This is a genomic window from Hyphomicrobium sp. (genome assembly GCF_041659645.1).
Classification (GTDB): Bacteria; Pseudomonadota; Alphaproteobacteria; order Rhizobiales; family Hyphomicrobiaceae; genus Hyphomicrobium_B.
In genome coordinates, this window is the sequence record NZ_JBAZXX010000005.1 from 38,434 (window position 1) to 60,777 (window position 22,344).

The following is a 22,344-nucleotide window of genomic DNA, read 5'->3' on the forward strand; positions in this document are numbered from 1 at the left end:
GGCGTCTCCTTATTATTTTGTATCCAGGTAATCGTAGACGACTTTGCCGAGGCCGAGGGTGAGATCGGCAAGGATGTGGGTCGCGGAGATGATTTCGCGCACCGGCAAGTCGGCGATGGGCGCGAGCGCGTGCGGGTGGAGATCAAGTGCGCCGGGGCCACTCCAAGCACCCTTCACCGTCACATCTTCGAGGCGATAGTCGACGATTTCGAGAATGCGCGGGCTGCCGTCGACGTGCGGGATGATCTTCAATAGGTAGTTCGGCACCGCCAACGACTTGGCGACGGCTGCTGGATCGAGCGCCTTATGCTTGTAGCCCATCGTTCCCGTCGCTATGCGGACGCTGCCGTAATCGAGCGTGCCGACGAGCGTATCGATATCGGGACCGAGGGTCGGCTTGGCGAATTTCTTCGGGAAACCCCAAAGCTCGCGACCGCCGTAGATCGGCGGGCCGTCGTTCAAAAACATGGCGTGGGTATAGCCGCCTTCGACGCCGTTGAACTTGACGGGGATGACTTGGCCGGACTCGGTGTAATCGCCGAAGCCGGTCGAGTTCGGCATACGAATGAATTCGTATTTGACGATTGGCTCGTCGAAAGTGAGGGGTTCAGGCACGACCTTTTCGAGGGCTTCGCGGTCGGTGCGATAGGTGATGATCAGATATTCGCGATCAATGAAGCGATAGGGGCCGGGTGGAAAGGCTGGACTTGTCAAAGGCATCGCGAAGGCGCGTTTCTTGACGTCCGCAATTTTCATGAGCGAGTCTCCGGGGGTGGTGGCGGGGGGGCGAGATCTTTCGTCAGATCGAGCACCATGACGCCGTCTTCCGGCCGCTGGCGATTGATCCAAGCCGGGTTGCTGAGAGTGCGTTCGACGTCGTCCGCGCCCGAAGCCCAATGCTCGTTGACGGTGTAGCGGGAGAATTCATAGTCGTTCGACTGCGTGGAATAGACGGCGCGGCGATGAATAAGATGGACGATCGTAATCGCGGCATTGCAGCTGTATTCTGACAGCAGTTTCCAGTCGTCGCCCGATTTGATGTCATCGGGCAGCGCTCCGTCGAGCCGCCGGACGGCGCGGCGCAGCGACTGAACGAGCTTGGAATAATCGGTATTGAGGCGCGTGCGGCTTGAGTAGCGAATCTCCTTCTCGCGTGTCGTGACGTCGAAAAGCGTTTCCGGAACGGTTCCCCGGGCGCTGAAGAGATCGAGCTGGAAAATGCACATGTCGGTGCGCGGAATGCTGCCATCAAGGACATACTGCAGCGGCGTGTTCGAGACGATGCCGCCGTCCCAGTAGAGCGTGCCCTCGATCTCGACGGGCGGGAAGCCGGGCGGCAACGCGCCGCTTGCCATGATGTGTTCGGGAATGATCGTTTCGTTGGTGCTATCGAAATATCGCAGGTTGCCGGTCGCGACTTCGACGGCGCCGACGCTGAAGCGCATTTTGCCTTCATTCAGCAGATCGAAATCGACGAGTTCCAGGAGCGTTTTTTTCAGCGGGCTGGTGTCGTAGATGCTGATCGCCTGCGGCGTTCCCGGCGGCATCCAGATCGCGGGAGGATAACGCGGGTCGAAGAAGCCCGGTGCGCCGGTGGAGGCAACGAGAGCCGCGCTCGTTTCGTTGAAGATCTTGCGAGAGGCATTGTCGCTTGCGATCGGCGGCAGCAAAAGATGGCTTGAAACGCGATCCCAAAATTCGCGGAGGCGTTTTGCGCGCAGCTCGGGAGGATTTCCCGCGATGATCGCCGAATTGATTGCGCCAATGGAAATGCCCGCGACCCATTCGGGTTCGAGACCAGCGGCGGATAGCGCTTCGTAGGCTCCGCCTTGGTACGCGCCGAGGGCTCCACCTCCCTGCAGCACGAGTATGTTCTTCTCGGTGCTTTTTCGCGCGCTGCCGTTCGGCTCGGCCATGTTTTTTATCTACCAAGCTTGGGGTGGCTATGGAGACGATGAAGCTCACGGGCTTCGAGCTTCGTGCGGGTTCTGTTGCAATGCAGCAGATCGTTGATGAACGCAAGGGGTGAAAAGTCGTTACATCCTAAACATGATGTAACGCCGATCGCGAAATTTTTCGATTGGTCTTTCGGGTTTTATCAGTGACCGCCGGCGCCTGCAGGGACTGCCGAGGGTTAGCGCATCAAAAGCGTAAAAAAGCCAGCGGAGAGGAAGAGCACCGTCAGCACCAGAAAGAGATCGGCGAACGAGAGGACGTTGGCTTGATTGCGAACGATCATCGCGAGCTTCTTCAAAGCCGCCATGTCGCCGTCGGAATGCATGGCGGCGGAGAAGCTCTGCTGCATGGAATCCAATCGCTCTTCGGCGACGGGATGGCCCCAGGAGACTTGCTCGTGCAAACGTGCGAGATGCAAGTCGAGCCGCTTGTTGAGGAGCGTATTGATCATCGCGAGCCCGACAGCGCCGCCGAGGTTGCGCGTCAGATTGAAGAGGCCCGAGGCATTCTTGATTTGCTCCGGGGGGAGCGTGCCGAGGGATAGATTGGTGATCGGCACCATGCACAGCATCAGAGACGAGCCGCGCAGGATCTGGGGGATGAGCAACTCCCAGAAGTCCCAGTCGGATGTGATGAATGACGCAATGTAGGTGCCGAGCGCAAAGCCCGCAAAGCCGATGAACATCATGTAGCGCGGATCGATCACGCTCGCGAGGCGGCCGCTGATCGGCGCGGTCAGGAACATGGCGACGCCGGTGATGAACATCGTCTGACCGATCATCAGCGAGTCATAACCTCGTACCTGGCCGAGGAAGACAGGATAGACGTACGTCAGACCATAGAGGCCGATGCCCATGGTGAAGCTGAAGGCGGAGCCAAAGGCGAAGTTGCGATTCTTGAACGCTCTCAACTCGACGATGGGTTCTTCCGCTGTCGCGGCGCGCCAAAAGAAGACGAGGGCGCCGACGACAGCCAAGACGCCGAAGGTCGCGATCGTTTGATCGTCGAACCAATCGTAGCGCGGGCCTTCCTCAAGCACATATTCGAGGGAGCCGAGAAAGGTCGCCATGCCGATGAGGCCGACGAAATCGAAGCGGTCGAGCAGCGCGTAGTTGGGCTTATCGAAGTCGACCAGGAAGAAGACGGCTGTTGCGACAATGATGCCGGGCACGACGTTGATTAGAAACAGCCAGTGCCAGGAGTAGGTGTCGGTCAGGTAGCCGCCAACGGTCGGGCCGATGGTCGGCGCTAGCGTCGCGACAAGTCCGATGATCGGGGAAACGATATTCTGCTTCGAGCGCGGGAAGAGCGAGAAGGCGACCGCGAAGACACTCGGGATCATGCCGCCGCCGATGAAGCCTTGAATGGCGCGATAAACGATCATCTCGTTGATGGACGTCGCCGTCGCGCAGAGTACGCTCGCAGCGGTAAATCCGACCGCTGCGGTAAAGAACAGCGCACGAGTCGAGAACACCCGCGAGAGGAAGCCCGACAGCGGGATCATCACGACCTCGGCGATGAGGTAAGCCGTTTGAACCCAGGGAATTTCATCGGAGCTTGCGGATATGCCCGCTTGAATTTCCTGGAGCGACGCCGAGACGATCTGGATATCGAGGATCGCCATGAACATGCCGAAGACCATGGCGATGAAGCCCGCGAGCTGACGCGGTGTGACACCGATCCACTCGAGTTTCCTCGGTTCATCCGAAAATGTCGTCGTGTCCGTCATGGTCGACCGCTTAGATTTTTTTGGAACGGCTCGTTGGCCCGCGTTATTGCTGCGTGGTTTCGCCGGTCTTGGCATCGGCCGGCGTTGTGCGGGTATCTATGCTCACGACGACGGAGAGACCGGGACGCAGTCTGCCTTTCGCTTCGGACGCCGGGATCGTGATGCGCACGGGCACGCGCTGCACGATCTTCGTGAAGTTGCCCGTGGCGTTCTCCGGGGGGAGCAGGGAGAACTGAGAACCGGACGCGGGCGAAACGCTTTCGACCGTGCCTTTCAGCTCTTCACCGTTCAGTGCATCGACCGTCACCGTCGCAGTCTGTCCTGCCGTGATCGGGGGAAGCTGGGTTTCCTTGTAGTTGGCATCGACAAAGATTTTATCGAGCGGCACGACGGCCATCAGGCGTTTGCCGGGTGTGACGTAGTCGCCGACTTGGACGCCGCCGCGATTGCCGATGACGCCATCGAACGGCGCGCGAATGGTGGTGAACGAGAGGTCGCGCTGGGCCTGGTTCACGGCGACCTGCAATTCCTTGGCGACCTTCTCGGCCTGGTCGCGCTGGGCATGGAGCAGAGCGACGTTGGCGTCCGCCGATTGGATGCCGGCGTCATTCGCCTTCACCTGGGCCGCGGCCGAATCGCGAGCGGCGATGGCCGCATCGAGCGAGGATTTCGACGCGTAGTCCTTGGCGGTCAATGCGTCCGTGCGCTCAAAGTCGGCTTGCGTCTTGACGACGTTGGCCTTCGCCGCGTCGAGCTGGGCACGCGCTTGAGCAGCGGTGGCTTCCGCCGACCGGATTTGCGCGCCGAAGGTCTTGATGACCGCCATCTGGGTCGCGAGTTTCGATTGGGCTTGGTCGAGCGCCAAGCGGTAATCGCCTTCGTCGAGATGGACGAGGATCTGCCCCTGCTTCACCGACTGGTTGTCGATGACGGGAACCTCGGCGACCATGGCTGAGACCTTCGGCGAAATGATCGACATGTAGGCGTCGACATAGGCATCGTCGGTCGAGATCATAAAACGTCCGACGGTGATGTAATTGTAAGCGAAGTAGGCGACCGCGATCAGCACGACGGCGCCGACGCCCATCAATATCGGCTTCCGGCGCGAGCCCTTTTTCGTTGTGGCGCCATTGGCGGGTGCTTCGGCGCCCCGCTCGCGCGCTGTTGCCGGCGGCACCGCAGGCTCGAAGGCCGGCGACTCCGATTTCGGAGTTGTCTCGGCCGTTGCGGGCTGAACTTGCGAAATGTTTCTTACGCTAGACATCGCGGGATGCCCTCGTTCGCCGTTGTCGCTTGCGGGGTCGAAGTCATCGGCCGCGCCGGGTCGCACTATCAGAACGCTGTTCAAGTTATTTCTGCCCATAACGCCCGCCTCGCTTTTGGACAACCGGACGAAACCGGTTGGTTCAATTTGTGCTTGACATACAGCGTTCAAAAGCGGACATCAAGCTGAAACTGAACCGTTCGGTTCGTTTTTTACACATAATTAAGGCTGAACCCTGGGTTCAGTCGGGTAGGATGTGATTCATGGAAGGTTCTCAGTTCTCTCGTTCGGAGCAGAAAGAGGAACGGCGCGGCGGCCGGCCGGCAGCCGGTACTGACCCCGCGAAGCGGCGACAGATTTTGGAGGGCGCGGGACGGATCTTTTCCGAACTCGGCTTCGACGCCACGAGCATGAGCGACGTCGCGCGCGAGGCACGGGTGTCGAAGGCGACGCTGTATGTCTACTTCCAGGACAAGGAACATTTGTTCACGGCGATCTGCGCCGAGCACAGAGATCGCAACATCGCGGAGAAAATCGCGTTGCTCGACGTCAATTTACCTGTCGAGGATGTGCTGTACCGGTTCGGCGTCGAAATGCTGGAAACGATGGCAGCACCGTTCGTCATTGCGGCGCATCGGATTGTCATCAGCGTTGCGGAGCGGATGCCGGAGATCGGGTCGGAGTTTTACGAAGCGGGGCCGGTGCGGGTGATCAATGCGATTGCAATATATCTCGATCACCACGTCGCGGCAGGCAGGTTCAGCATCCCCGATACCCGGCTCGCAGCAGCGCAATACTGCGAGGTGATCCAAGGCGGGCTATGCAAAGCCCGTCTCTACGGCGTGATCAATGGCGCACCGCCTCGCGAGGACATCGAGAAGAACGTCAATTCGGGGCTGGCGATGTTCCTCAAGGGGTATGCAGCCTAAGCAAGGCTGCGAGCGTCGCCTATCGCTTGGCCGATCAGGCGACGCTTTCCTCCGACATGCTCTCGGCGAAATCGAGGTCGCTCCACTCCGACGGCACACCCGCAATCTGGCGCCAATCGGGAAGACTGCAAAGCGTCGGATCGATGTAGGTGTGGTGCCAGAGCTGCGTCGCGAGAACAGCGACGAGGCCAAGCTCTCCCGATTGGCGCTGATAGCCCCACCACGAAAGATCTTTGTACTTGTCGCGCCATTCGGCGACGGCCTTGGGATCGAAGTATCCCGCCTTCTTGATCGATTCTTCGCTCAATAATTCGTCGACGTAGGGCAGACGCTGGTCGAGGAAGAAGCCGTCGAGCGGCGCGCGGAACATACCCTTCGGCCGCCACGCAACGGACTTCGGCAGCCACTTCTCGGCGACGCGGCGAAGCAGATATTTCTCCGTCATGCCTTTGAACTTCAAATTCGGATCGATGCCCGAGAGGAAGTCGAAGACGTTGTTGTCGAGGAACGGATAGCGCATCTCGACGGACTGGCTCATGGCGATGCGGTCGCCCTTGAGGCTCAAAAGCTGGCCGGGCAAATGGATTTTTCCGGCCCAGTAGACGCCGCGATTGACCGGGTGCCATTTGGCGGCCCGGCCGGCATCGGGATCGATTGCGAGATAAGGATCTTGGCCGCTGAGGCTCGACATCATGCCGGAGCTGTAAAAGCGGAAGCGCGACGGCCCGAGAAGATCGTAGAATCGCTGGAATGCGTGCATGCCGCCGGATGACGCCGCGGACTTGTCGAGATAGGCCATCGCCTCGTCGTTGCAGCCGAGCCAACGGTGGAAATATTGCGTCATCATCGACGGCAATTTTCCGCCGGAAACCTTGCCAAGCACTTCGATGGCGCGGTTGAATTTATACCAGGGATAGCCCGCGAGCCATTCGTCGGAGCCTTCGCCCGTCAACGCGACCTTGAAACCCTTCTCGTGAACTTTGCCGGCGAGCATCATCAAAGCGGTGCAGGACGTGTCGGTGACAGGCGCTTCCGTTGCGACGAGCAGGCGCTGATAGTTCGCGACGATATCTTCGGACCCGCACGCGACGATATAGGGATCGGCGGAGAGATGCTTCGAGATGACAGCGGCCTGCTTGGTCTCGTCGAGTTTGGGATCGCGAATCTTGACGGTGAACGTCGCGGGCGCGGCGCCAAGGATATCTTTCGCCATCGCAACGACGGTGCTCGAGTCGACGCCGCCCGAGAGATAGGATGCAACGGGTACGTCGGCGCGGAGACGGCGCTTCACCGCATCGTAGAGAACGCGTTCGAAATCATTGACGAGCTTTTCTTCGTCCGCGAAACGCGTTTCTTTCCCCATTTCGGGGAAGTCCATCTGCCAATAAGTGCGCTCGTCGATCGTGGAGTCTTCGCCGGAGCGACCGCGGGAGATCGTCAGGAATTTTCCTGGCGGCAGGATGTTGATGCCTTCGAAGCAGCTCGACGGACCGGGAACCGCAAGGAAGTTGAACAAGGCGTCGATGCCGCGCCGATCAGGCTTTGCTTCGACAAGGCCGGTCGCGAGGATCGTCTTGATCTCGGAGCCGAAGATAAGCCAGTCGGTGCCAAAGCGCGTCGTGCGAGTCCAGAACAGCGGGCAGATGCCGAAACGATCGCGGGCGAGAATGAACTTCTGTTTCCGTTCATCGAAGAGGGCAACGGCGAACTGGCCGTTGAGCTTCTCGAACATGTCTTCTCCGTACTGTTCCCACATGTGGGGGAAGAGTTCGGTATCGCAGTGGGTCGTCAGCGTGTGGCCCATGCCGCGAAGCTGCTGGCGCCAGTCATCGTGATCGTAGATTTCGCCATTGAAGATGGCGGTGATCGATTTGTCTTCGTTGAAGACGGGCTGCTGGCCATCGGCAAGGCCGACAATGCTCAGGCGGCGCGCGGCGAATCCGAAACCTGGGCGCCCAATATAGCCTGCTTCGTCAGGGCCACGATGCACCATGGCATCGGCGGCGCGCTTTAAAACGGATAATGGAACACCGCGCCGACTCTTGAGATCGATAATTCCGAAAATGCCACACATGGGATCGTCCAACGGTTCTGCAGAGGGTCACGCGGACTGTTTCCGCTCGCCAGATATAGGTATCTTTTCGACATCTCATACCACCGGACGGGAGAGACGCGTTTGCTGCACGTTTAAGGTGCCGACATTAATCAGTTGCCGTGTCGGAAGCTATATTGCCAGTCCGGCGCTCAATGGTGGTTACTGTTCGCGACAAATACGCGCGTTGTAGGCACGATCTAGACCACCTAGCCTAGCATGAAGATGTCTTACCACACGCGTCGCCGAGGGAAAGAAAGCAGCAACTGTGCTCTTGGCTCTTGGCGCATGTGCTCGTGGCGCACGCGGATTGGCGAGGCCGCCCGTTGCTTTTGCAAACTATCTCCTGTTCATCTTCGAGCGATGACTGGGGTTCAGTAACCGCAAAAAATTCCTTACGGATCGAGCCTCATTCGCTGCGGCGGCGCGTCACGAATGCGAGGCGTTCAAGCAAGTGAGCGTCCTGCTCGTTCTTGATCAGGGCGCCGGCGAGCGGCGGCACGAGCTTCCTCGGATCGCTTTCGCGCAGAAGCGCTGGATCGATATCTTCGTGCAGGAGCAACTTCAGCCAGTCGAGCAGCTCGGACGTCGATGGCTTTTTCTTCAAACCGGGAACGTCGCGGAGTTCGTAGAAGACGCGAAGCGCATCGTTGACGAGGCGGTTTTTGAGGCCGGGAAAATGTACTTCGACGATCTGGCGCATCGTTTCAGCGTCAGGGAATTTGATGAAGTGGAAAAAGCAGCGGCGCAGGAACGCGTCCGGCAGTTCCTTCTCGTTGTTGGAGGTGATGAGCACGACCGGGCGTGTCTCGGCTTTGATCGTTTCGCCCGTCTCGTAGACGAAGAATTCCATGCGATCGAGTTCGAGAAGGAGGTCGTTGGGGAATTCGATATCGGCTTTGTCGATCTCGTCGATCAGCAGCACGGTGCGCTTCGGAGCGGCGAACGCTTCCCAGAGCTTGCCGCGCTTGATGTAGTTGGCGATATCCTTGACCCGCTCGTCGCCGAGCTGACCATCGCGGAGCCGCGAGACGGCATCGTACTCGTAGAGGCCCTGCTGGGCTTTCGTCGTCGATTTGATGTGCCATTCGATCAGCGGCGCATCGAGTGCCCTTGCGACCTCGGCGGCGAGAACCGACTTCCCGGTTCCCGGTTCCCCCTTGATAAGGAGCGGGCGTTCGAGCCTGACTGCAGCATTGACCGCGACCTTCAGGTCGGGCGTCGCGACGTATGCGGAGGTACCTTCGAAGTTCATGATCTGTGTCTAAGAGGCCTTCGGAGCGGCGGGCAAGGTGACCGAAGCGCACCCCTTGGCAGCAGACTGTGGGAATATGCCCTGCTCACGGTGGGCGAAAAATAGGCGTAATTCGCTGTTTCCGTTCAATAAACTGGCGCATCGCGAAATTTATTATGGCGGTGGCTCGCGCTTGACTCCGGGGCCCTCGCGCATAGATAAGGGTCGGCCGAACGAGGCCGACTCGCGGTGCGACTTTCGGCGGAGGATGATCGGCTCGAGCGAACGCAGCCTCCGGGGAGGCGGACGATGAGCAAGGCAATCGGAACGAGGGCCGCGAAGTCGAAAGCGGCGACTAAAAAGTTCGCTGTGAAACGTGGCGGATCAGCCAAGAGTGGCGCGTCGCCAGCGGGCGGGACCAAGGCCGCCGAGGCAAAAAAGCTGGCCGCTGCAAGAATTAAGGTGGCAAAGACCGCCGTGAAGAGTACGCCGACGAAAGCCGCGACGGGGAAGGCCGCTTCGGCCGTTAGCAGGGCGGTGCCGCAGAAACCAAGTCCTGTGAAGGTTCAGGGGCCTGCAAAGGTGCAGGCGAAAGTCCCGGTGAAGGTGCCTGAGATGGTTGCCGAGAAAGTCCCGGCGAGGACATTGGCCGTCGCGAAGGCGACAGCTTCGAAAAAGTCAGAGGGTACGAACAAGAAGATGGCTGCTCGCGTAAAGATTGCAGATATCGTTCTTCCGCCGGGCTACAAGCCTACGGAAGGCGAACCCTTCATGAACGACATGCACCGGGCTTATTTCCGCAGGCGCCTTCTCGACTGGAAGGACGAAATCCTTCGGCAGACACGCGAGACGCTGGCGATCCTGCACGAAGATTCCGCGCAGCATGCCGATCTTGCCGATCGTGCGACGTCGGAAACCGACCGGGCGACGGAACTGCGAAGCCGTGACCGGCAGCGCAAGTTGATCGCCAAGATCGATGCGGCGCTGGGCCGGATCGAAGACGGATCTTACGGCTATTGCGAAGATACGGGCGAGCCGATCGGGTTAAAGCGGCTTGATGCCCGTCCGATCGCGACGCTGTCCGTCGAGGCGCAGGAGCGCCACGAACGGCGCGAGCGCGTCTATCGCGAAGAATAATCCGTCCGCGAATCGTCAGTCGGCTCCGGGGCGTGGCCTGTCGCATTCCGGAGCGACCCTTCATCGCCCGTTAATGGTTTTGTCCGACATTGGAAATCGCTTCCGGGCGATGCCGATGAGGTTGGGCCGTGACTTTTCGAGTAAAAATCATTGTATCTGCCTTCGCCGGGGTTGCGGCGCTTGGCCTTGGGAGCGTTAGAGGCGGCGCCGAACCGATGACCGCCGCGAGTGCGATTGGCCAAGCCGTCTCCTTGGATGGAAATGGCGTCATGCGCGCATGGCGGACGACGCCCGCGGACCTGTCGACGCTGGCCTCCGGGTACGTCGCGAGCGCCAAGGTTCAACTCGATCTCAGCAAGCTGACCATGGCCGATTTTGGCGACGTCGAGCCCGCGCGCTAAAAGCCTTAAAGCCTTCTGCGATCTATCGTTCGCGCGTCGCGATGAGCGGGGCGGACTCGTTGCCTTGGCTGAAAATCGGTGCCCGGCGAACCGGGGGCGGAGTTTCAACCGGCGTCACGATCTGGGGGCGTGCAGCGGCGATATTAATTCCCGTCTCGATGACGACGTCGACCGGGCCGCCCGTCAGCAGCAGATGCTCGACATCGTCGCGGCGAATGAGGACCAGCCGCCGCTTACCGTCGATGCTGGCATGATCGACGACTTCGAGGCGGCGTTCGCCCTTGGGGCGGAAAAGGAGTGCGGACGGGGATGTTCCGGTCAGATAGGCGCGAACGAAAACCACGCCCCCCGCGCTGAGCACCGCCAGAACGGCCAACATGAACGTCCAGAAGAAATAGCTTTCCATTTTTGCCTCGCCGCCGGATTCACCGGCCGTGTCGATATTTTGCGCTCGTCAATCGTTCATTAGCTTCGAGTTGACTGCATGTTAACCCTCTTAAGCGAAGTGTTATGCAATCGAATCTCGCCGCACCGTTGCGGCACAGTTGCAGTTGCGTTTGAGTTCCATATCCATGCCCCAATCCGACGTATCGATTTTCGAGAATCAGCTAGATTCTCGGCCCATGAAGGATCGCGAGGCGTTGAGGATCGATGCCGCCCCGATCGATCCGCTGAACTCAGCGGAAGGGTTCGGCGGTTTCCTCCCCATGATCATTATCGCGGCTGCGGGAGGCGCAGTTTTGTTCGGGCTGCTCGCAAGCGGTTCCGGCGAGCCCCTGCTGTTGACCGTTATCGCGCTGCTCGCGATGTTCGGCACCTTTATGCTCTTTGCGTTTGCAGCCGGTCATTTGCGGTTCGGCGCGCGCGTGGTGCCCGGAGATCTGCTGAAGGCCGCCATGGATGCGGGCGACGAACCGCAGATCATTGCGGAAGCCGACGGCACCATTCTTTATGCCAACGCGGCGGTCGAGACGGTTCTCGGGCCGCATGAGGCGGGGCCGTTCTCAGCGCTCGAAGCGTCGTTGTCGGGCGATGCGGCGGGGACGCAGGCCTTCTTCCGGCTGACGCGCGCCGCCGAGCGCGGCGAGACCCGGCGCGAAGATGTGCGCTTGCGCCTTGGGGCGGGACGAAAGTCTTCCTGGGCGCGTATCATGGTGCGGCCGTTTTCTTCGCCCGAGGGCGTTTCGGATTTCGGATCGCGGCGTCAGCGCCTCGTTTCCTGGCACATCACCGACGTGACGAGCGAGAAGAGCCGCGAGGCGCAGCATATCGACAGGCTCGAAGCCTCGCTCGCAGCGTTCGACGCAATGCCTGCCGGGTTCATGTGGGTCTCAGCCGACGGCGCGATCGTGTACGTCAACGCCGCGTTCGAGCATTGGCTCGGCTATCCGTCGGGCGGATTGCGCGCCCGGTCGCTCGGCCTCGCGGAACTCGCGGGCGGTGAGGGGCTGCGGCTGCTGAAGCATATGGCCGCTGTTCAAGATGCCGATCAGCGCATTATCGATCTCGATCTCACGCGTCAGGACGGGCGCATCGTGGCGCTCACGTTGTTGGTCGAGCCGATCGGCGAGCAGGCGGAGCAGGGTTTCACGATTACCGCGATCAACCGGCAGACCACGGGCCTCGTCGATCGCGGCCAGCAGGATGTGCGCGCATCGCAGTTCTTCCAATCGGCGCCGTTCGGTATCGCGGCGCTCGACGCAGAAGGCCGGATCGCCAACTGCAACACCGCGTTTATGCGGATGGTTCTCGACGGCAAGCCGGCGCAAGACGTGCTGGCGGCAGAGGCTCTCGGCCGGACGGCGGAGTCCGAGGAGCGTGTGCTCATCGACGCCGGATTGGGCGAAGCCCTCGCGGGCCGCGGCAATATTCAACCGATCGAGATCACGGCGGGCGAGAACAAGCAGTTTACGCGCCGCATTTACATGTCACCGCTCGCGGCCGTTCAGGGCGGCGCCGCGGCCGCGCTCTACGTGATGGATGCGACCGAGCAGAAAGCGCTCGAAGGCCGTGTCGCGCAGGCGCAAAAAATGGAAGCGGTCGGCAATCTTGCGGGCGGCATCGCGCACGACTTCAACAACGTGCTGACTGCGATCATCGGTTTTTCCGATCTGCTGCTGCAGACGCATCGACCGAGCGACCCGGCGTATCGCGACATCAAGAACATTCAGTCGGCGGCTTACCGCGCGGCGGCTTTGGTCAAGGGGCTTCTCGGCTTCTCACGCAAGCAGACGCAGCAGGTGTCCGTCTTCAATGTTGGCGACTTGGCGTCCGACATGATGCCGGTGCTCAAGACCCAGGTGGGCGAGAAAATCGATCTCAAGCTCCAAGCCGAGCGCGATCTTTGGTATGTCCGCGCCGACAGCGATCAGCTCTATCAAGTCATTCTCAATCTCGTGCGCAACGCACGCGATGCGATGCCTAACGGCGGCAAGTTGCGCGTCAACACACGTAACGTGAGCGAGCGTGAGAGCCAGAAGATGCGCGACGTCGTCGGCTTCGCTCCCGGCGAATACGTGCTGGTCGAAGTTGCCGACACGGGCACCGGCATGGTGCCGGAAGTGATGGCGAAGATCTTCGAACCGTTCTTCACCACGAAGGGCGTCGGCAAAGGCACCGGATTGGGCCTTGCGTCGGTGTACGGCATCGTCAAGCAGTCGGGAGGCTTCATCCAACCCGAAAGCGAAGTCGGCAAGGGCACCACGTTCAAAGTCTTTCTGCCACGCCACTTCGTCGAGGAAAGCGAGGATGTCGCGACATCGCTATCGCCGGCACTCATATCCACGAAAAAGCAATTGAATGCAGCCGACCTTACGGGCACCGGCCGGGTGCTGCTGGTCGAGGACGAAGTCGAGGTCCGGCAGTTCGCGGTCAGGGCGCTGAAGCGTCAGGGCTATCAGGTGATCGAAGCCGCCGACGGCCTCGAGGCACTCGATTTGATGGCGGAGAATGAGGGCAAGATCGACATCGTCGTCTCGGATGTCGTGATGCCGGAAATGGATGGGCCTGCGCTCTTCAAGGAACTTCGCAAGCGCAATCCGTCGATCAAGGTGATCTTTGTTTCGGGCTACCCGAACGAAGCTTTCCGCGAGTCGATGGGCTCAGACGACTTCGCGTTCCTGCCGAAGCCGTTCTCGCTGCCGCAACTCGCGGCGAAGGTGAAGGAAGAGTTGGCGAAGTAAGGTATCGCCATCTTCGGCCGAGCGGCGCGAAGACCGGATATCCGGCGGAAGACTTGTCGAAGACGCACTATCGGCCTTCGGCGCGTTTTACGCTGGATTCCCGAATGGCCTCGCTAAGCTCGGCCATTCGAGAATGACTAAGGTGGGCTTAAACTTCGCCCTTGAGGCCCCTCTCGAAGTACTTGTGAATGATCTTGTCCTGGTTTTCGAGGAGCCAGTCGATCGAAGGCTGGAAGTTCATCGCCTTGTGAATGGCGAGCGCCGTCGCCTTGCGATGGATGTCGAACAGGATCTTGTGATCGAGCTTTTCGACATTCACGATGGTCGGCGCGAGCCACACCGATACGATGATGCCGAGATCGTCGACCTTATCCTTCGGCAGGTCACCGGCGCGAACCGCATCAAGCACGCCCATCGCCGTTGCGTACTGGACCGTTCCCATCAGGATGTTGGTGTAGCGCTCGCTCTCGACCGTCACCTTGCTGACGCAGATTGTTGGCGGGCGGACCATGACGTCGGTGTTGAGTAGCGACAGGACGCGGCTGTGTCCCTTCACCTGGTCGCCGAGGAGCGTTGCGAACGCGGTGCCGAAGGGGCCGTCCATCTCGCCGATGGCGACTTCCGGTTCGGCTGCCGTTCCCGGAGGGCCGCCTGCGACGAGGGCTTCGCCGACGCGAATGCCGAAACGCCCCGAGGGGCGCGATGCAATGCTCATGTCTCTTCACCTTGTGCTCGGATTGTTATTACGGCGCCGAAGCCGACGCACGAGGTGGGCATAAACCAGAGTGGCCTTCGAGGCGCTATAAGTTCTGGTTATGGCGCGTCGCAGGGTCGCGAAATGCAAGACATTCCGCGCCCGCTCGTCAGTTGCAGGGTATTTCGACCAGACCGTCGGCGGCGGCGGAATACTTGCGGCAGACGCGGGAGGCGGGTTCCGGCGATGCGTCCGGCGTCGAGCCGGTCTTTGCGGTCGCTGCCGTTGACGTCACTGCTGCCGTATTTGAGGATGTGTTCTCCGCTGAAACCGGCAGCCGATCCTCTTTCTTCGCGGCGGATGTGACGTTCGTCGTCGTGGTGGTCTGCGGGGACGGGTCTACGTTCTTTTCAGCGACATCCTTGGCTGCTTGCTTCTTCTGCTGCGCCTGCAGGCGAGCGCGTTTTGCCGCCGCTTCCTGTCGGGCCGCGTCTCTGGCTGCTTCGAGCTTTCTTGCGCGGGCTCTGGCTGTTGCCGTTGCGGCATCCCGTTTGCGACGCTCGTACGATGGGTCGACGCTTTGCGCCGGTTGGCGCCCTTGATTTCTGAAGAACGGGCTGGCGTAGAAGCTGCCTCCCGCGCGAGCGTCGGCGTTCGAGGAGAATGTTGTGGCCGCCACGACGGCCACGACGATCGCGGCAGAAATTTTGAACACAGTCTTCTCCTTCGGATCAGCGCTGCGGCAATACAGCATTGGTGCAGCAGCGACGTGTCAATCGCAACAGGGTACTCGGAATATTCAGAGTGTACCGCTGGATTACGCCGTTCAGTGATGATCGGCGTTGCTTTTAGTTACACGGCGCATCGATGAGGCCGTCGGCAGCGGCGGAATATTTGCGGCACGTCTCCGATGAGGCGACCGCCGCCGTCTTCGTCACGACGGGCACGGCAACGGGCTTTATCTCTTCCTTTTTCGCGGCGACCGCGACGGCTTGCTTTTGGGCGGCTGCAACTCGTTCAGCGGCCTCCGCGCGTTCTCTCGCGGCTGCGGCTTTCGCGGCCGCTACGCGCGACGCTTGCTGTTTCTGCTGAGCCATAAGGCGCGCGCGCCGTTTGGCTGCGCCGGCGGCCGCTGCTGCTTTCTGAGCCTGCATCTGTGCGATCTGCTCCTCGCGCATGCGCGCGAATTCTGCCTCCGTGCGTTCTCGACGTTCGCGCTCGCAGTGCGATTCATGCCGAAGCGGCGCCATGAAAATCGGGCTGCCGCCCGGGCTGGCGTAGGGGTCGTCCCTGTCGTGTGCTTCCGCCAGCGAGGTGAAGGCACTGGCGGCAACGAACGCGGCGATGAAAGTTGCTGTTCTGAGCACGGCGGTCTCCTTGGCTTGGCGATGAGGGGACCATGCGCTGGGTACGGAGGCCGCGCTGTTTCGAGCGGAACACGAGTACAATTTCAGATGCGCTTCAAAAAGTTTTGCGGCCCTCCCGGTTGAACAGGAGAGCCACGAAAACGTCTTTGCCGTTTGGAACGCGGACCGGAATTATTGGCAGGGCGCCTCGATCACGCTGTCGGTCGCGGCGGAATACCTGCGGCAAGTCACGGTCGTGGTGACGGCTTCGGTGGTGGCCGTCGTGGTGTTCGCGGCCTCGCCGGACGATGCCTTATCGGCCGTCGTCGATGGCGTGTCATCCTGGGCCGAGGGCAGGCGATCAGCCTTTTTCAGCGCGGGCTTGTCGGCGTCGGCCGTCGTCGTCGATTGCTGTGCGGCTTCGGCGGCAGCGATCTGGGCAGCCTTGCGCTGCTGGAGAGCGATCTGGCGGGCGCGTTCGCGTTTGGCTGCTGCGACTGCCGCAGCGCGCTGCTGCGCGCGGGCGGCTGCCATCTGGCGTGCGCGCTCTCGCTCGTAAGCTTCTTCGCGACGACGCTCCTGGGCCGCTTGCATCATGCTGGCAGCGGCCATGCCGCCAAGAAAGAATCCGAGGCGGCGGCCGGGACCGGCTTCGGCGGCGGACACGAACGAGGTGGCGATGAGGGCGGTAGAGATCAGGATCGCGAGGAACTTGGACACGGATGCCTCCTTGGGCTTGGGTTGCCCGAAGATTGCCCCGGCGAGCAACTGCGCGCTGTCTCGGAGGAAACATGTGTGTGAGGGGAGAATATTTCTTGCGCGGACTCGATAATGAGAACAAAACGTGATTGACAGATTCGGAACAAATAGAGTACATTTATCCTTAATTGATGGCGTGAGGCGCTTGCCATAAGGGATTGAGGGTGATGACGATGGAACGGCCGGACTGGACTGTGCTCGAAGGGGGCAAGATGGATAAGAAGCAGGCGCTAGAGCAGGCACTCGCGCAGATCGACAAGGCCTTTGGCAAGGGGTCGATTATGCGGCTCGGCGCCAACGAAAAACTTGATATCGAGGCCATTTCTACCGGATCGCTCGGACTCGATATCGCGCTCGGCATCGGGGGATTGCCGAAAGGGCGCGTTATCGAGATCTACGGACCTGAATCGTCGGGCAAGACGACGCTGACATTGCAGGTGATCGCAGAGGCTCAGAAGAAGGGCGGCATTTGTGCATTCGTCGATGCCGAGCACGCGCTCGATCCGACGTATGCGAAGAGGCTCGGCGTCAAGGTTGAGGAGTTGCTGATCTCGCAGCCCGATACCGGCGAGCAGGCATTGGAAATTGCCGATACGCTCGTTCGTTCGGGCGCCATAGACGTATTGGTTGTCGACAGCGTCGCAGCATTGACCCCGCAGGCTGAGCTTGAAGGTGAGATGGGCGATATGCAGCCGGGGATGCAGGCGCGTCTCATGAGCAAAGCGTTGCGTAAGCTCACCGGCGCGATCTCAAAATCCGGCACCATGGTGATCTTCATCAATCAGATCCGCATGAAGATCGGCGTCATGTTCGGCAACCCCGAGACGACTACGGGCGGCAACGCGCTGAAATTCTACGCTTCGGTCCGCCTCGACATCCGTCGCATAGGCCAGATCAAGGAGCGCGAGGAGTCGGTCGGCAACCAGACGCGCGTCAAGGTCGTCAAGAACAAGGTGGCGCCGCCTTTCAAGCAGGTGGAATTCGATATCATGTACGGGGAAGGTATCTCGAAGGTCGGTGAGTTGATCGATCTTGGAGTAAAGGCCGGTCTTGTCGAGAAATCGGGCGCGTGGCTTTCCTACAATGGCGACCGCATCGGCCAAGGCCGCGAAAACGCCAAGACGTACCTCAAGGAAAACCAGCGTGTCGCGGCGGAACTCGAGCGGGCCATCCGGGCCAACGCGGGTCTTATCGTCGAGAAGATGCTGGCCAATCCGGATGCGGGCGAAGACGACGGCGAAGAGCCCGACGAGGACGGCGTTCTCCCCGACGAAGCGGGCAAGAAGGTCGCCAAGGCGAAGCGGTAGGTTTCTCTATCAGTTCCCGGCGACTGAGTGCTGTCGTTCCGCCGCAGCCGGGAGGACGGCTCCGAGACGCGCCCGTTCCTAGACATGCCTCGGGGCCGCCGCTACAACGGCGGCCTCAAGCCGTTTCGGAGCTTCGTCCGGAACACCGTTTCTCTCAAGATCAGGCACGAAACAGCATATGGCCGGTGTCAGCGAAATCCGCGCTTCGTTTCTCGACTTCTTCGGTAAGAACGGCCACGAGATCGTGCCGTCGTCGCCGCTCGTCCCGCGCAACGACCCGACGCTGATGTTCACGAATGCGGGCATGGTGCAGTTCAAGAACGTCTTCACCGGTCAGGAGACGCGGGCCGTGCCGCGTGCGACGACATCACAGAAGTGCGTCCGGGCCGGCGGCAAGCACAACGACCTCGACAACGTGGGCTATACGGCGCGGCATCACACCTTTTTCGAAATGCTCGGCAACTTCTCGTTCGGCGACTACTTCAAGGAGCGCGCGATTGAGCTTGCCTGGAACCTGCTGACCAAAGACTTCGGTCTCGACAAGAAGCGTCTGCTGGTCACGATCTATCATAACGATGACGAGGCCTATGCGCTCTGGAAGAAAATAGCCGGACTTTCCGACAGCAAGATCATCCGTATAGCGACGAGCGATAACTTCTGGCAGATGGGCGACACGGGTCCATGCGGGCCGTCATCGGAAATCTTCTTCGATCACGGCGACAAGATCGCCGGGGGGCCTCCGGGCTCGGCTGACGAGAACGGCGATCGTTTCATCGAGATCTGGAATCTCGTGTTTATGCAGTTTGAACAGCGCTCTCCCGGCGACCGCGTGCCGCTGCCGCGTCCGTCGATCGATACCGGCATGGGTCTCGAACGCGTCGCGGCCGTGCTGCAGGGCAAGCACGACAATTACGACATCGACCTGTTCGTGCATCTCATTCAGGCCATTCGCCAGGAAGCGGCGAAAGTCGGCGCGAAGGAGACAAGCGCGACCGATGATTTTGTGCACGTCGCCCGCCGTGTCATCGCCGACCATCTGCGATCGACGAGTTTCCTGATCGCTGACGGCGTGCTGCCGTCGAACGAAGGGCGCGGATACGTCCTGCGCCGCATCATGCGCCGCGCCATGCGTTATGCCGCGCAGATCGGTTGCGTCGAACCGCTAATGTACCTGCTTGTTCCCGCGCTTGTCCGCGAGATGGGTGATGCCTATCCCGAACTCGTCAGGGCGCAGCCGCTCATCACCGAGACGCTGAAGCTCGAAGAGACGAAGTTCAAACGGACGCTCGACAACGGTCTGAAGCTCTTGGGCGAGAGCTCGGCGAGCCTCACGAAGGGCGCCGTGTTTCCCGGCGAAGTCGCATTCAAGCTCTACGACACGTTCGGCTTTCCCCTCGACCTTACCGAGGATGCGCTGAAGCCGCGCGGCATCACGGTCGATACCGACGCGTTCGACGTCGCGATGATGAAGCAGAAGGACGCCGCGAGGGCTGCCTGGAAGGGCTCGGGCGAAGCGGCGACGGAAGGTCTCTGGTTCGAAATCAAGGACAAGACCGGCGCAAGCGAATTTCTCGGCTACGATACGGAGAGTGCGGAAGGCATCGTCACCGCAGTCGTTTCGGGCGGCAAGGAAGCTGCCGAACTCAAGGCCGGTGAAGACGGCGCGCTCGTTTTCAACCAGACACCGTTCTACGGCGAGAGCGGCGGCCAGGTCGGCGACCAGGGCGTTGTCAAAGGGCCGAAGGGCGCGCTTTTCCGCGTGACCGATACGCAGAAGAAGCTCGGCGATTTGTTCGTTCACTACGGCAAGGTCGAAGCGGGAAGTTTCAAGACGGGCGATGCCGTCGAGATCGAAGTCGATCATGGCCGACGCTCGGCAACGCGCGCCAACCACTCGGCAACGCATCTTCTGCACGAGGCGTTGCGGCAGGTTCTCGGTACGCACGTCGCGCAGAAGGGGTCGCTCGTTTCGCCGGATCGTTTGCGCTTCGATTTCTCGCATACGAAGCCGATGTCCGCGGAGGAGATCAAGGCCGTCGAGGACATGGCCAATGCCGTGCTTCTCGAGAATACGCCGGTCGTCACGCGGCTGATGGCGCTCGACGATGCGCGCGCCACGGGCGCGATGGCGCTGTTCGGCGAGAAATACGGCGATGAAGTTCGCGTCGTGTCAATGGGCTCAACGCGTCCCGGCGCCAACAAGGCATGGTCCGTCGAACTTTGCGGCGGCACGCACGTCTCGCGGACGGGCGATATCGGGCTCATCCGCGTCGTCGGTGAAAGCGGCAGTTCCGCGGGCGTGCGGCGGCTTGAGGCGCTGACCGGCGAGGGCGCGCGCGCTTATCTCGATGAGCAGGACACCCGCGTGAAGGAAGCTGCGGGTGTTCTCAAGACGCGGCCGGAGGATCTGGTCGAGCGGCTGAAGCATCTTGTCGAAGAACGTAAGACTCTCGAAAAGCAGCTTGCGGATGCGAAGCGCCAGATCGCGCTCGGCGGCGGCGCGGGCGAAGGCGCAACGAATGGCGAAGCGATCCGCAGCATCGGCAATGTCAAGCTGCTTGCGCGCACGGTGCAGGGGCTCAATCCGAAGGACCTGCGTGGCCTGATCGACGACGGCAAGAAGCAGGTCGTCTCGGGCATCGTCGCGGTCGTCGGTGTGACCGAGGACGGCAAGGCCGGGCTGGCGGTCGGCGTGACGGACGATCTCGTCAAGACGTGGAGCGCAGTCGATCTCGTTAAGGCTGGCGCGGAAGCGCTGGGTGGTAAGGGCGGTGGTGGCCGTCCAGACATGGCGCAGGCGGGTGGGCCTGACGGCGCCAAGGCGGGCGATGCTCTCAAAGCCATCGAGGCCCGGCTCGCGAGCTGAGTTCTTTTTCCGTCATCCGGTGTCAGCCGTTAAGCGGCAAGCATCTGCACGCGCTTATCGCAGCACGATTATGCAGAAGTTTGCCATGGATGGCCGCCTGTGCGGCCATGACGGAGAGATTGGTTTTCACGTACCGATCGATCGGTCTCGGCGTCAAACTTCGCGATTGGGCGACGGCTATCCCCGGCAACGTCATCCCGGCGCAGGCCGGGATTCAGGCAGATGTCGATAAATTGGATGTAAATCGTTGTCTGGGTGCCGACCTTCGTCGGCATGACGGTATTTGTTGAACGCACATGAGACGTCGATTCCAGGACGATATGCAAAGCGAACACCGCTGCCGTCAGCAAAAGAAAAGCGGGACTGAAACAGCCCCGCTTGAATTTTCAGAACTGATTGCGCGCGATTAGCCGTGGTGGTGGCTGTGGGCGATGCCCTTATCGCAAATCAGATCGTGCAACTCTCCGGCGGTATACATCTCGCGCATGATATCGGAGCCGCCGACGAATTCGCCCTTGACGTAAAGCTGCGGGATCGTCGGCCAGTTGGAGAAGGTCTTGATACCTTCGCGGATGCCCTGGTCTTCGAGGACGTTCACGTCCTTGAACGGCACGCCGAGGTGCTCAAGGATTTTTACGGCCGTCGCCGAGAAACCGCACTGCGGGAACTGCTTCGTTCCCTTCATGAACAATACGACATCGTTTTCGCTGATGGTCTTGGCGATGGCGTCGCTGGCTGTTGCTGTGGTGGTATCAGAGGCCATTCCGAGGCTCCTATCGTGGGCGGCCCGATGCGGCGCACCCGTTAAAACTCAAGATGTGGGCGAGACTTGTGCGTTAGTCAATCGGGCGGTAGCGCGGTTGTAAGCTGCAGGGCGTGCAATACGCCGCCCATGCGGCCGCCGAGAGCGTCGTACACCATCTGGTGCTGCTGGACCCGGCTCTTGCCCTTGAAGGCCGCCGAGACGACGTGCGCCGCCCAATGGTCGTTGTCTCCCGCGAGATCCTTGAGCTGGATTTCGGCATCGGGGAACTGGGTTTTGATCATGCGTTCGATATCGGCCGCTGCCATCGGCATTGGTGGTGAACTCCCGGTTCTGGATGTGGTCTTGGATTCTTTCCGATCTATGGCGCTTCCAATCAGATCCGACAAGGGATGCGATCAGGCATTCTTATGTAATTCTCACGCGATTGCGATTGGACGTTATCGCTGGTCAACGCTAAATGTACAGAACGTGAGGAGCGTAATGCTCCCTGAAGTCTAATGGAGGACACCATGAAGACCTGGACAAAGCCCGCAGTTCGCGAGCAGGAAGTCGGCCTCGAAGTTACCTCGTATCTTCCGGCTGAAATCGACCTCATCTAAGTCGGTTTGCTCGATTTGAATTCAAGCGCGGCGGTAGGAAATCCTACCGCCGCGTTTTTTTGTGTCCGAAATTTTGCGATCGA

At 60.5% G+C, this 22,344-nt stretch carries 21 protein-coding genes; 7 read left to right on the forward strand and 14 right to left on the reverse strand.

Annotated features, from left to right (window positions below; translation table 11 throughout):
* Nucleotides 1–12 precede the first annotated feature (12 nt).
* The 4 genes from WC811_RS18130 to WC811_RS18145 form a co-directional block, all read right to left on the reverse strand.
* Nucleotides 13–756, reverse strand: a complete 744-nt coding sequence (locus WC811_RS18130) for an acetoacetate decarboxylase (protein WP_372646789.1) — start codon at nucleotides 754–756, stop codon at nucleotides 13–15.
* The gene (locus WC811_RS18135) at nucleotides 753–1,916 is read right to left on the reverse strand and encodes a DUF3734 domain-containing protein (RefSeq protein ID WP_372646790.1); all 1,164 of its coding nucleotides are present in this window, start codon (nucleotides 1,914–1,916) and stop codon (nucleotides 753–755) included. Before WC811_RS18135 ends, WC811_RS18130 begins: the two co-directional genes overlap by 4 nt.
* A 218-nt stretch (nucleotides 1,917–2,134) precedes the next feature.
* On the reverse strand, nucleotides 2,135–3,685 hold the full coding sequence (locus WC811_RS18140; protein WP_372646791.1) for a DHA2 family efflux MFS transporter permease subunit: 1,551 nt from the start codon (nucleotides 3,683–3,685) through the stop codon (nucleotides 2,135–2,137).
* Between the two features lie 43 nt (nucleotides 3,686–3,728).
* Complete coding sequence (locus tag WC811_RS18145) at nucleotides 3,729–4,949, reverse strand: HlyD family secretion protein (protein ID WP_372646792.1); 1,221 nt, start codon at nucleotides 4,947–4,949, stop codon at nucleotides 3,729–3,731.
* A 263-nt stretch (nucleotides 4,950–5,212) separates the two neighbouring features.
* Here WC811_RS18145 and WC811_RS18150 point away from each other — a divergent pair, with 263 nt between their 5' ends.
* On the forward strand, nucleotides 5,213–5,878 hold the full coding sequence (locus WC811_RS18150) for a TetR/AcrR family transcriptional regulator (protein ID WP_372646793.1): 666 nt from the start codon (nucleotides 5,213–5,215) through the stop codon (nucleotides 5,876–5,878).
* Nucleotides 5,879–5,912: 34 nt separating this feature from the next.
* Here WC811_RS18150 and asnB read toward each other — a convergent pair whose 3' ends face one another.
* On the reverse strand, nucleotides 5,913–7,952 hold the full coding sequence (asnB, locus tag WC811_RS18155; RefSeq protein WP_372646794.1) for an asparagine synthase (glutamine-hydrolyzing): 2,040 nt from the start codon (nucleotides 7,950–7,952) through the stop codon (nucleotides 5,913–5,915).
* A 427-nt stretch (nucleotides 7,953–8,379) separates the two neighbouring features.
* Nucleotides 8,380–9,225, reverse strand: a complete 846-nt coding sequence (locus tag WC811_RS18160; protein ID WP_372646795.1) for an AAA family ATPase — start codon at nucleotides 9,223–9,225, stop codon at nucleotides 8,380–8,382.
* 696 nt (nucleotides 9,226–9,921) lie between these two features.
* Here WC811_RS18160 and dksA point away from each other — a divergent pair.
* Nucleotides 9,922–10,341: an RNA polymerase-binding protein DksA gene (gene dksA / locus WC811_RS18165; protein ID WP_372647129.1), complete on the forward strand. Its 420-nt coding sequence runs from the start codon at nucleotides 9,922–9,924 to the stop codon at nucleotides 10,339–10,341.
* Between the two features lie 215 nt (nucleotides 10,342–10,556).
* Nucleotides 10,557–10,742: a hypothetical protein gene (locus WC811_RS18170; protein WP_372646796.1), complete on the forward strand. Its 186-nt coding sequence runs from the start codon at nucleotides 10,557–10,559 to the stop codon at nucleotides 10,740–10,742.
* 22 nt (nucleotides 10,743–10,764) lie between these two features.
* Here WC811_RS18170 and WC811_RS18175 read toward each other — a convergent pair whose 3' ends face one another.
* On the reverse strand, nucleotides 10,765–11,148 hold the full coding sequence (locus WC811_RS18175; RefSeq protein WP_372646798.1) for a hypothetical protein: 384 nt from the start codon (nucleotides 11,146–11,148) through the stop codon (nucleotides 10,765–10,767).
* 217 nt (nucleotides 11,149–11,365) lie between these two features.
* Between WC811_RS18175 and WC811_RS18180 the strand changes: the two genes are divergently transcribed.
* Complete coding sequence (locus WC811_RS18180; RefSeq protein WP_372646799.1) at nucleotides 11,366–13,924, forward strand: response regulator; 2,559 nt, start codon at nucleotides 11,366–11,368, stop codon at nucleotides 13,922–13,924.
* Between the two features lie 148 nt (nucleotides 13,925–14,072).
* On the opposite strand, the gene WC811_RS18185 is transcribed toward WC811_RS18180, so the two are convergent.
* The 4 genes from WC811_RS18185 to WC811_RS18200 all read right to left on the reverse strand — a co-directional run bounded on the left by WC811_RS18185 (nucleotide 14,073) and on the right by WC811_RS18200 (nucleotide 16,684).
* A complete protein-coding gene (locus WC811_RS18185; protein ID WP_372646800.1) occupies nucleotides 14,073–14,639 on the reverse strand; it encodes a formaldehyde-activating enzyme in 567 nt (188 codons plus the stop codon).
* Between the two features lie 148 nt (nucleotides 14,640–14,787).
* The gene (locus tag WC811_RS18190) at nucleotides 14,788–15,333 is read right to left on the reverse strand and encodes a hypothetical protein (protein WP_372646802.1); all 546 of its coding nucleotides are present in this window, start codon (nucleotides 15,331–15,333) and stop codon (nucleotides 14,788–14,790) included.
* Between the two features lie 133 nt (nucleotides 15,334–15,466).
* Nucleotides 15,467–15,985: a hypothetical protein gene (locus WC811_RS18195; RefSeq protein WP_372646803.1), complete on the reverse strand. Its 519-nt coding sequence runs from the start codon at nucleotides 15,983–15,985 to the stop codon at nucleotides 15,467–15,469.
* 171 nt (nucleotides 15,986–16,156) lie between these two features.
* Nucleotides 16,157–16,684: a hypothetical protein gene (locus tag WC811_RS18200; RefSeq protein WP_372646804.1), complete on the reverse strand. Its 528-nt coding sequence runs from the start codon at nucleotides 16,682–16,684 to the stop codon at nucleotides 16,157–16,159.
* 212 nt (nucleotides 16,685–16,896) lie between these two features.
* On the opposite strand from WC811_RS18200, the gene recA reads away from it, so the two are divergent.
* On the forward strand, nucleotides 16,897–18,030 hold the full coding sequence (recA, locus tag WC811_RS18205) for a recombinase RecA (RefSeq protein WP_372647130.1): 1,134 nt from the start codon (nucleotides 16,897–16,899) through the stop codon (nucleotides 18,028–18,030).
* A 178-nt stretch (nucleotides 18,031–18,208) separates the two neighbouring features.
* Nucleotides 18,209–20,896 (forward strand): alanine--tRNA ligase, encoded by a 2,688-nt coding sequence (gene alaS / locus WC811_RS18210; RefSeq protein WP_372646805.1) that lies wholly within the window; start codon nucleotides 18,209–18,211, stop codon nucleotides 20,894–20,896.
* Between the two features lie 68 nt (nucleotides 20,897–20,964).
* On the opposite strand, the gene WC811_RS18215 is transcribed toward alaS, so the two are convergent.
* The 3 genes from WC811_RS18215 to WC811_RS18225 form a co-directional block, all read right to left on the reverse strand.
* Nucleotides 20,965–21,246: a hypothetical protein gene (locus WC811_RS18215; RefSeq protein ID WP_372646806.1), complete on the reverse strand. Its 282-nt coding sequence runs from the start codon at nucleotides 21,244–21,246 to the stop codon at nucleotides 20,965–20,967.
* Between the two features lie 56 nt (nucleotides 21,247–21,302).
* On the reverse strand, nucleotides 21,303–21,659 hold the full coding sequence (gene grxD, locus WC811_RS18220) for a Grx4 family monothiol glutaredoxin (RefSeq protein ID WP_372646807.1): 357 nt from the start codon (nucleotides 21,657–21,659) through the stop codon (nucleotides 21,303–21,305).
* Nucleotides 21,660–21,736: 77 nt separating this feature from the next.
* Nucleotides 21,737–21,973 (reverse strand): BolA/IbaG family iron-sulfur metabolism protein, encoded by a 237-nt coding sequence (locus WC811_RS18225; RefSeq protein ID WP_372646808.1) that lies wholly within the window; start codon nucleotides 21,971–21,973, stop codon nucleotides 21,737–21,739.
* Between the two features lie 198 nt (nucleotides 21,974–22,171).
* Here WC811_RS18225 and pqqA point away from each other — a divergent pair, with 198 nt between their 5' ends.
* Nucleotides 22,172–22,261, forward strand: coding sequence for a pyrroloquinoline quinone precursor peptide PqqA (gene pqqA / locus WC811_RS18230; protein ID WP_015598411.1), 90 nt, complete (start codon nucleotides 22,172–22,174; stop codon nucleotides 22,259–22,261).
* Nucleotides 22,262–22,344 lie beyond the last annotated feature (83 nt).

Coding starts and splice junctions, on each gene's coding strand:
- pqqA (WP_015598411.1), top strand. CDS start 22,172: ATGAAGACCTGGACAAAGCCCGCAGTTCGCGAGCAGGAAGTCGGCCTC.
- WC811_RS18140 (WP_372646791.1), bottom strand. CDS start 3,685: ATGACGGACACGACGACATTTTCGGATGAACCGAGGAAACTCGAGTGG.
- WC811_RS18170 (WP_372646796.1), top strand. CDS start 10,557: ATGACCGCCGCGAGTGCGATTGGCCAAGCCGTCTCCTTGGATGGAAAT.
- WC811_RS18130 (WP_372646789.1), bottom strand. CDS start 756: ATGAAAATTGCGGACGTCAAGAAACGCGCCTTCGCGATGCCTTTGACA.
- WC811_RS18185 (WP_372646800.1), bottom strand. CDS start 14,639: ATGAGCATTGCATCGCGCCCCTCGGGGCGTTTCGGCATTCGCGTCGGC.
- recA (WP_372647130.1), top strand. CDS start 16,897: ATGGAACGGCCGGACTGGACTGTGCTCGAAGGGGGCAAGATGGATAAG.
- grxD (WP_372646807.1), bottom strand. CDS start 21,659: ATGGCCTCTGATACCACCACAGCAACAGCCAGCGACGCCATCGCCAAG.
- asnB (WP_372646794.1), bottom strand. CDS start 7,952: ATGTGTGGCATTTTCGGAATTATCGATCTCAAGAGTCGGCGCGGTGTT.
- WC811_RS18225 (WP_372646808.1), bottom strand. CDS start 21,973: ATGCCGATGGCAGCGGCCGATATCGAACGCATGATCAAAACCCAGTTC.
- alaS (WP_372646805.1), top strand. CDS start 18,209: ATGGCCGGTGTCAGCGAAATCCGCGCTTCGTTTCTCGACTTCTTCGGT.
- WC811_RS18180 (WP_372646799.1), top strand. CDS start 11,366: ATGAAGGATCGCGAGGCGTTGAGGATCGATGCCGCCCCGATCGATCCG.
- WC811_RS18150 (WP_372646793.1), top strand. CDS start 5,213: ATGGAAGGTTCTCAGTTCTCTCGTTCGGAGCAGAAAGAGGAACGGCGC.
- WC811_RS18160 (WP_372646795.1), bottom strand. CDS start 9,225: ATGAACTTCGAAGGTACCTCCGCATACGTCGCGACGCCCGACCTGAAG.
- WC811_RS18135 (WP_372646790.1), bottom strand. CDS start 1,916: ATGGCCGAGCCGAACGGCAGCGCGCGAAAAAGCACCGAGAAGAACATA.
- WC811_RS18175 (WP_372646798.1), bottom strand. CDS start 11,148: ATGGAAAGCTATTTCTTCTGGACGTTCATGTTGGCCGTTCTGGCGGTG.
- WC811_RS18145 (WP_372646792.1), bottom strand. CDS start 4,949: ATGTCTAGCGTAAGAAACATTTCGCAAGTTCAGCCCGCAACGGCCGAG.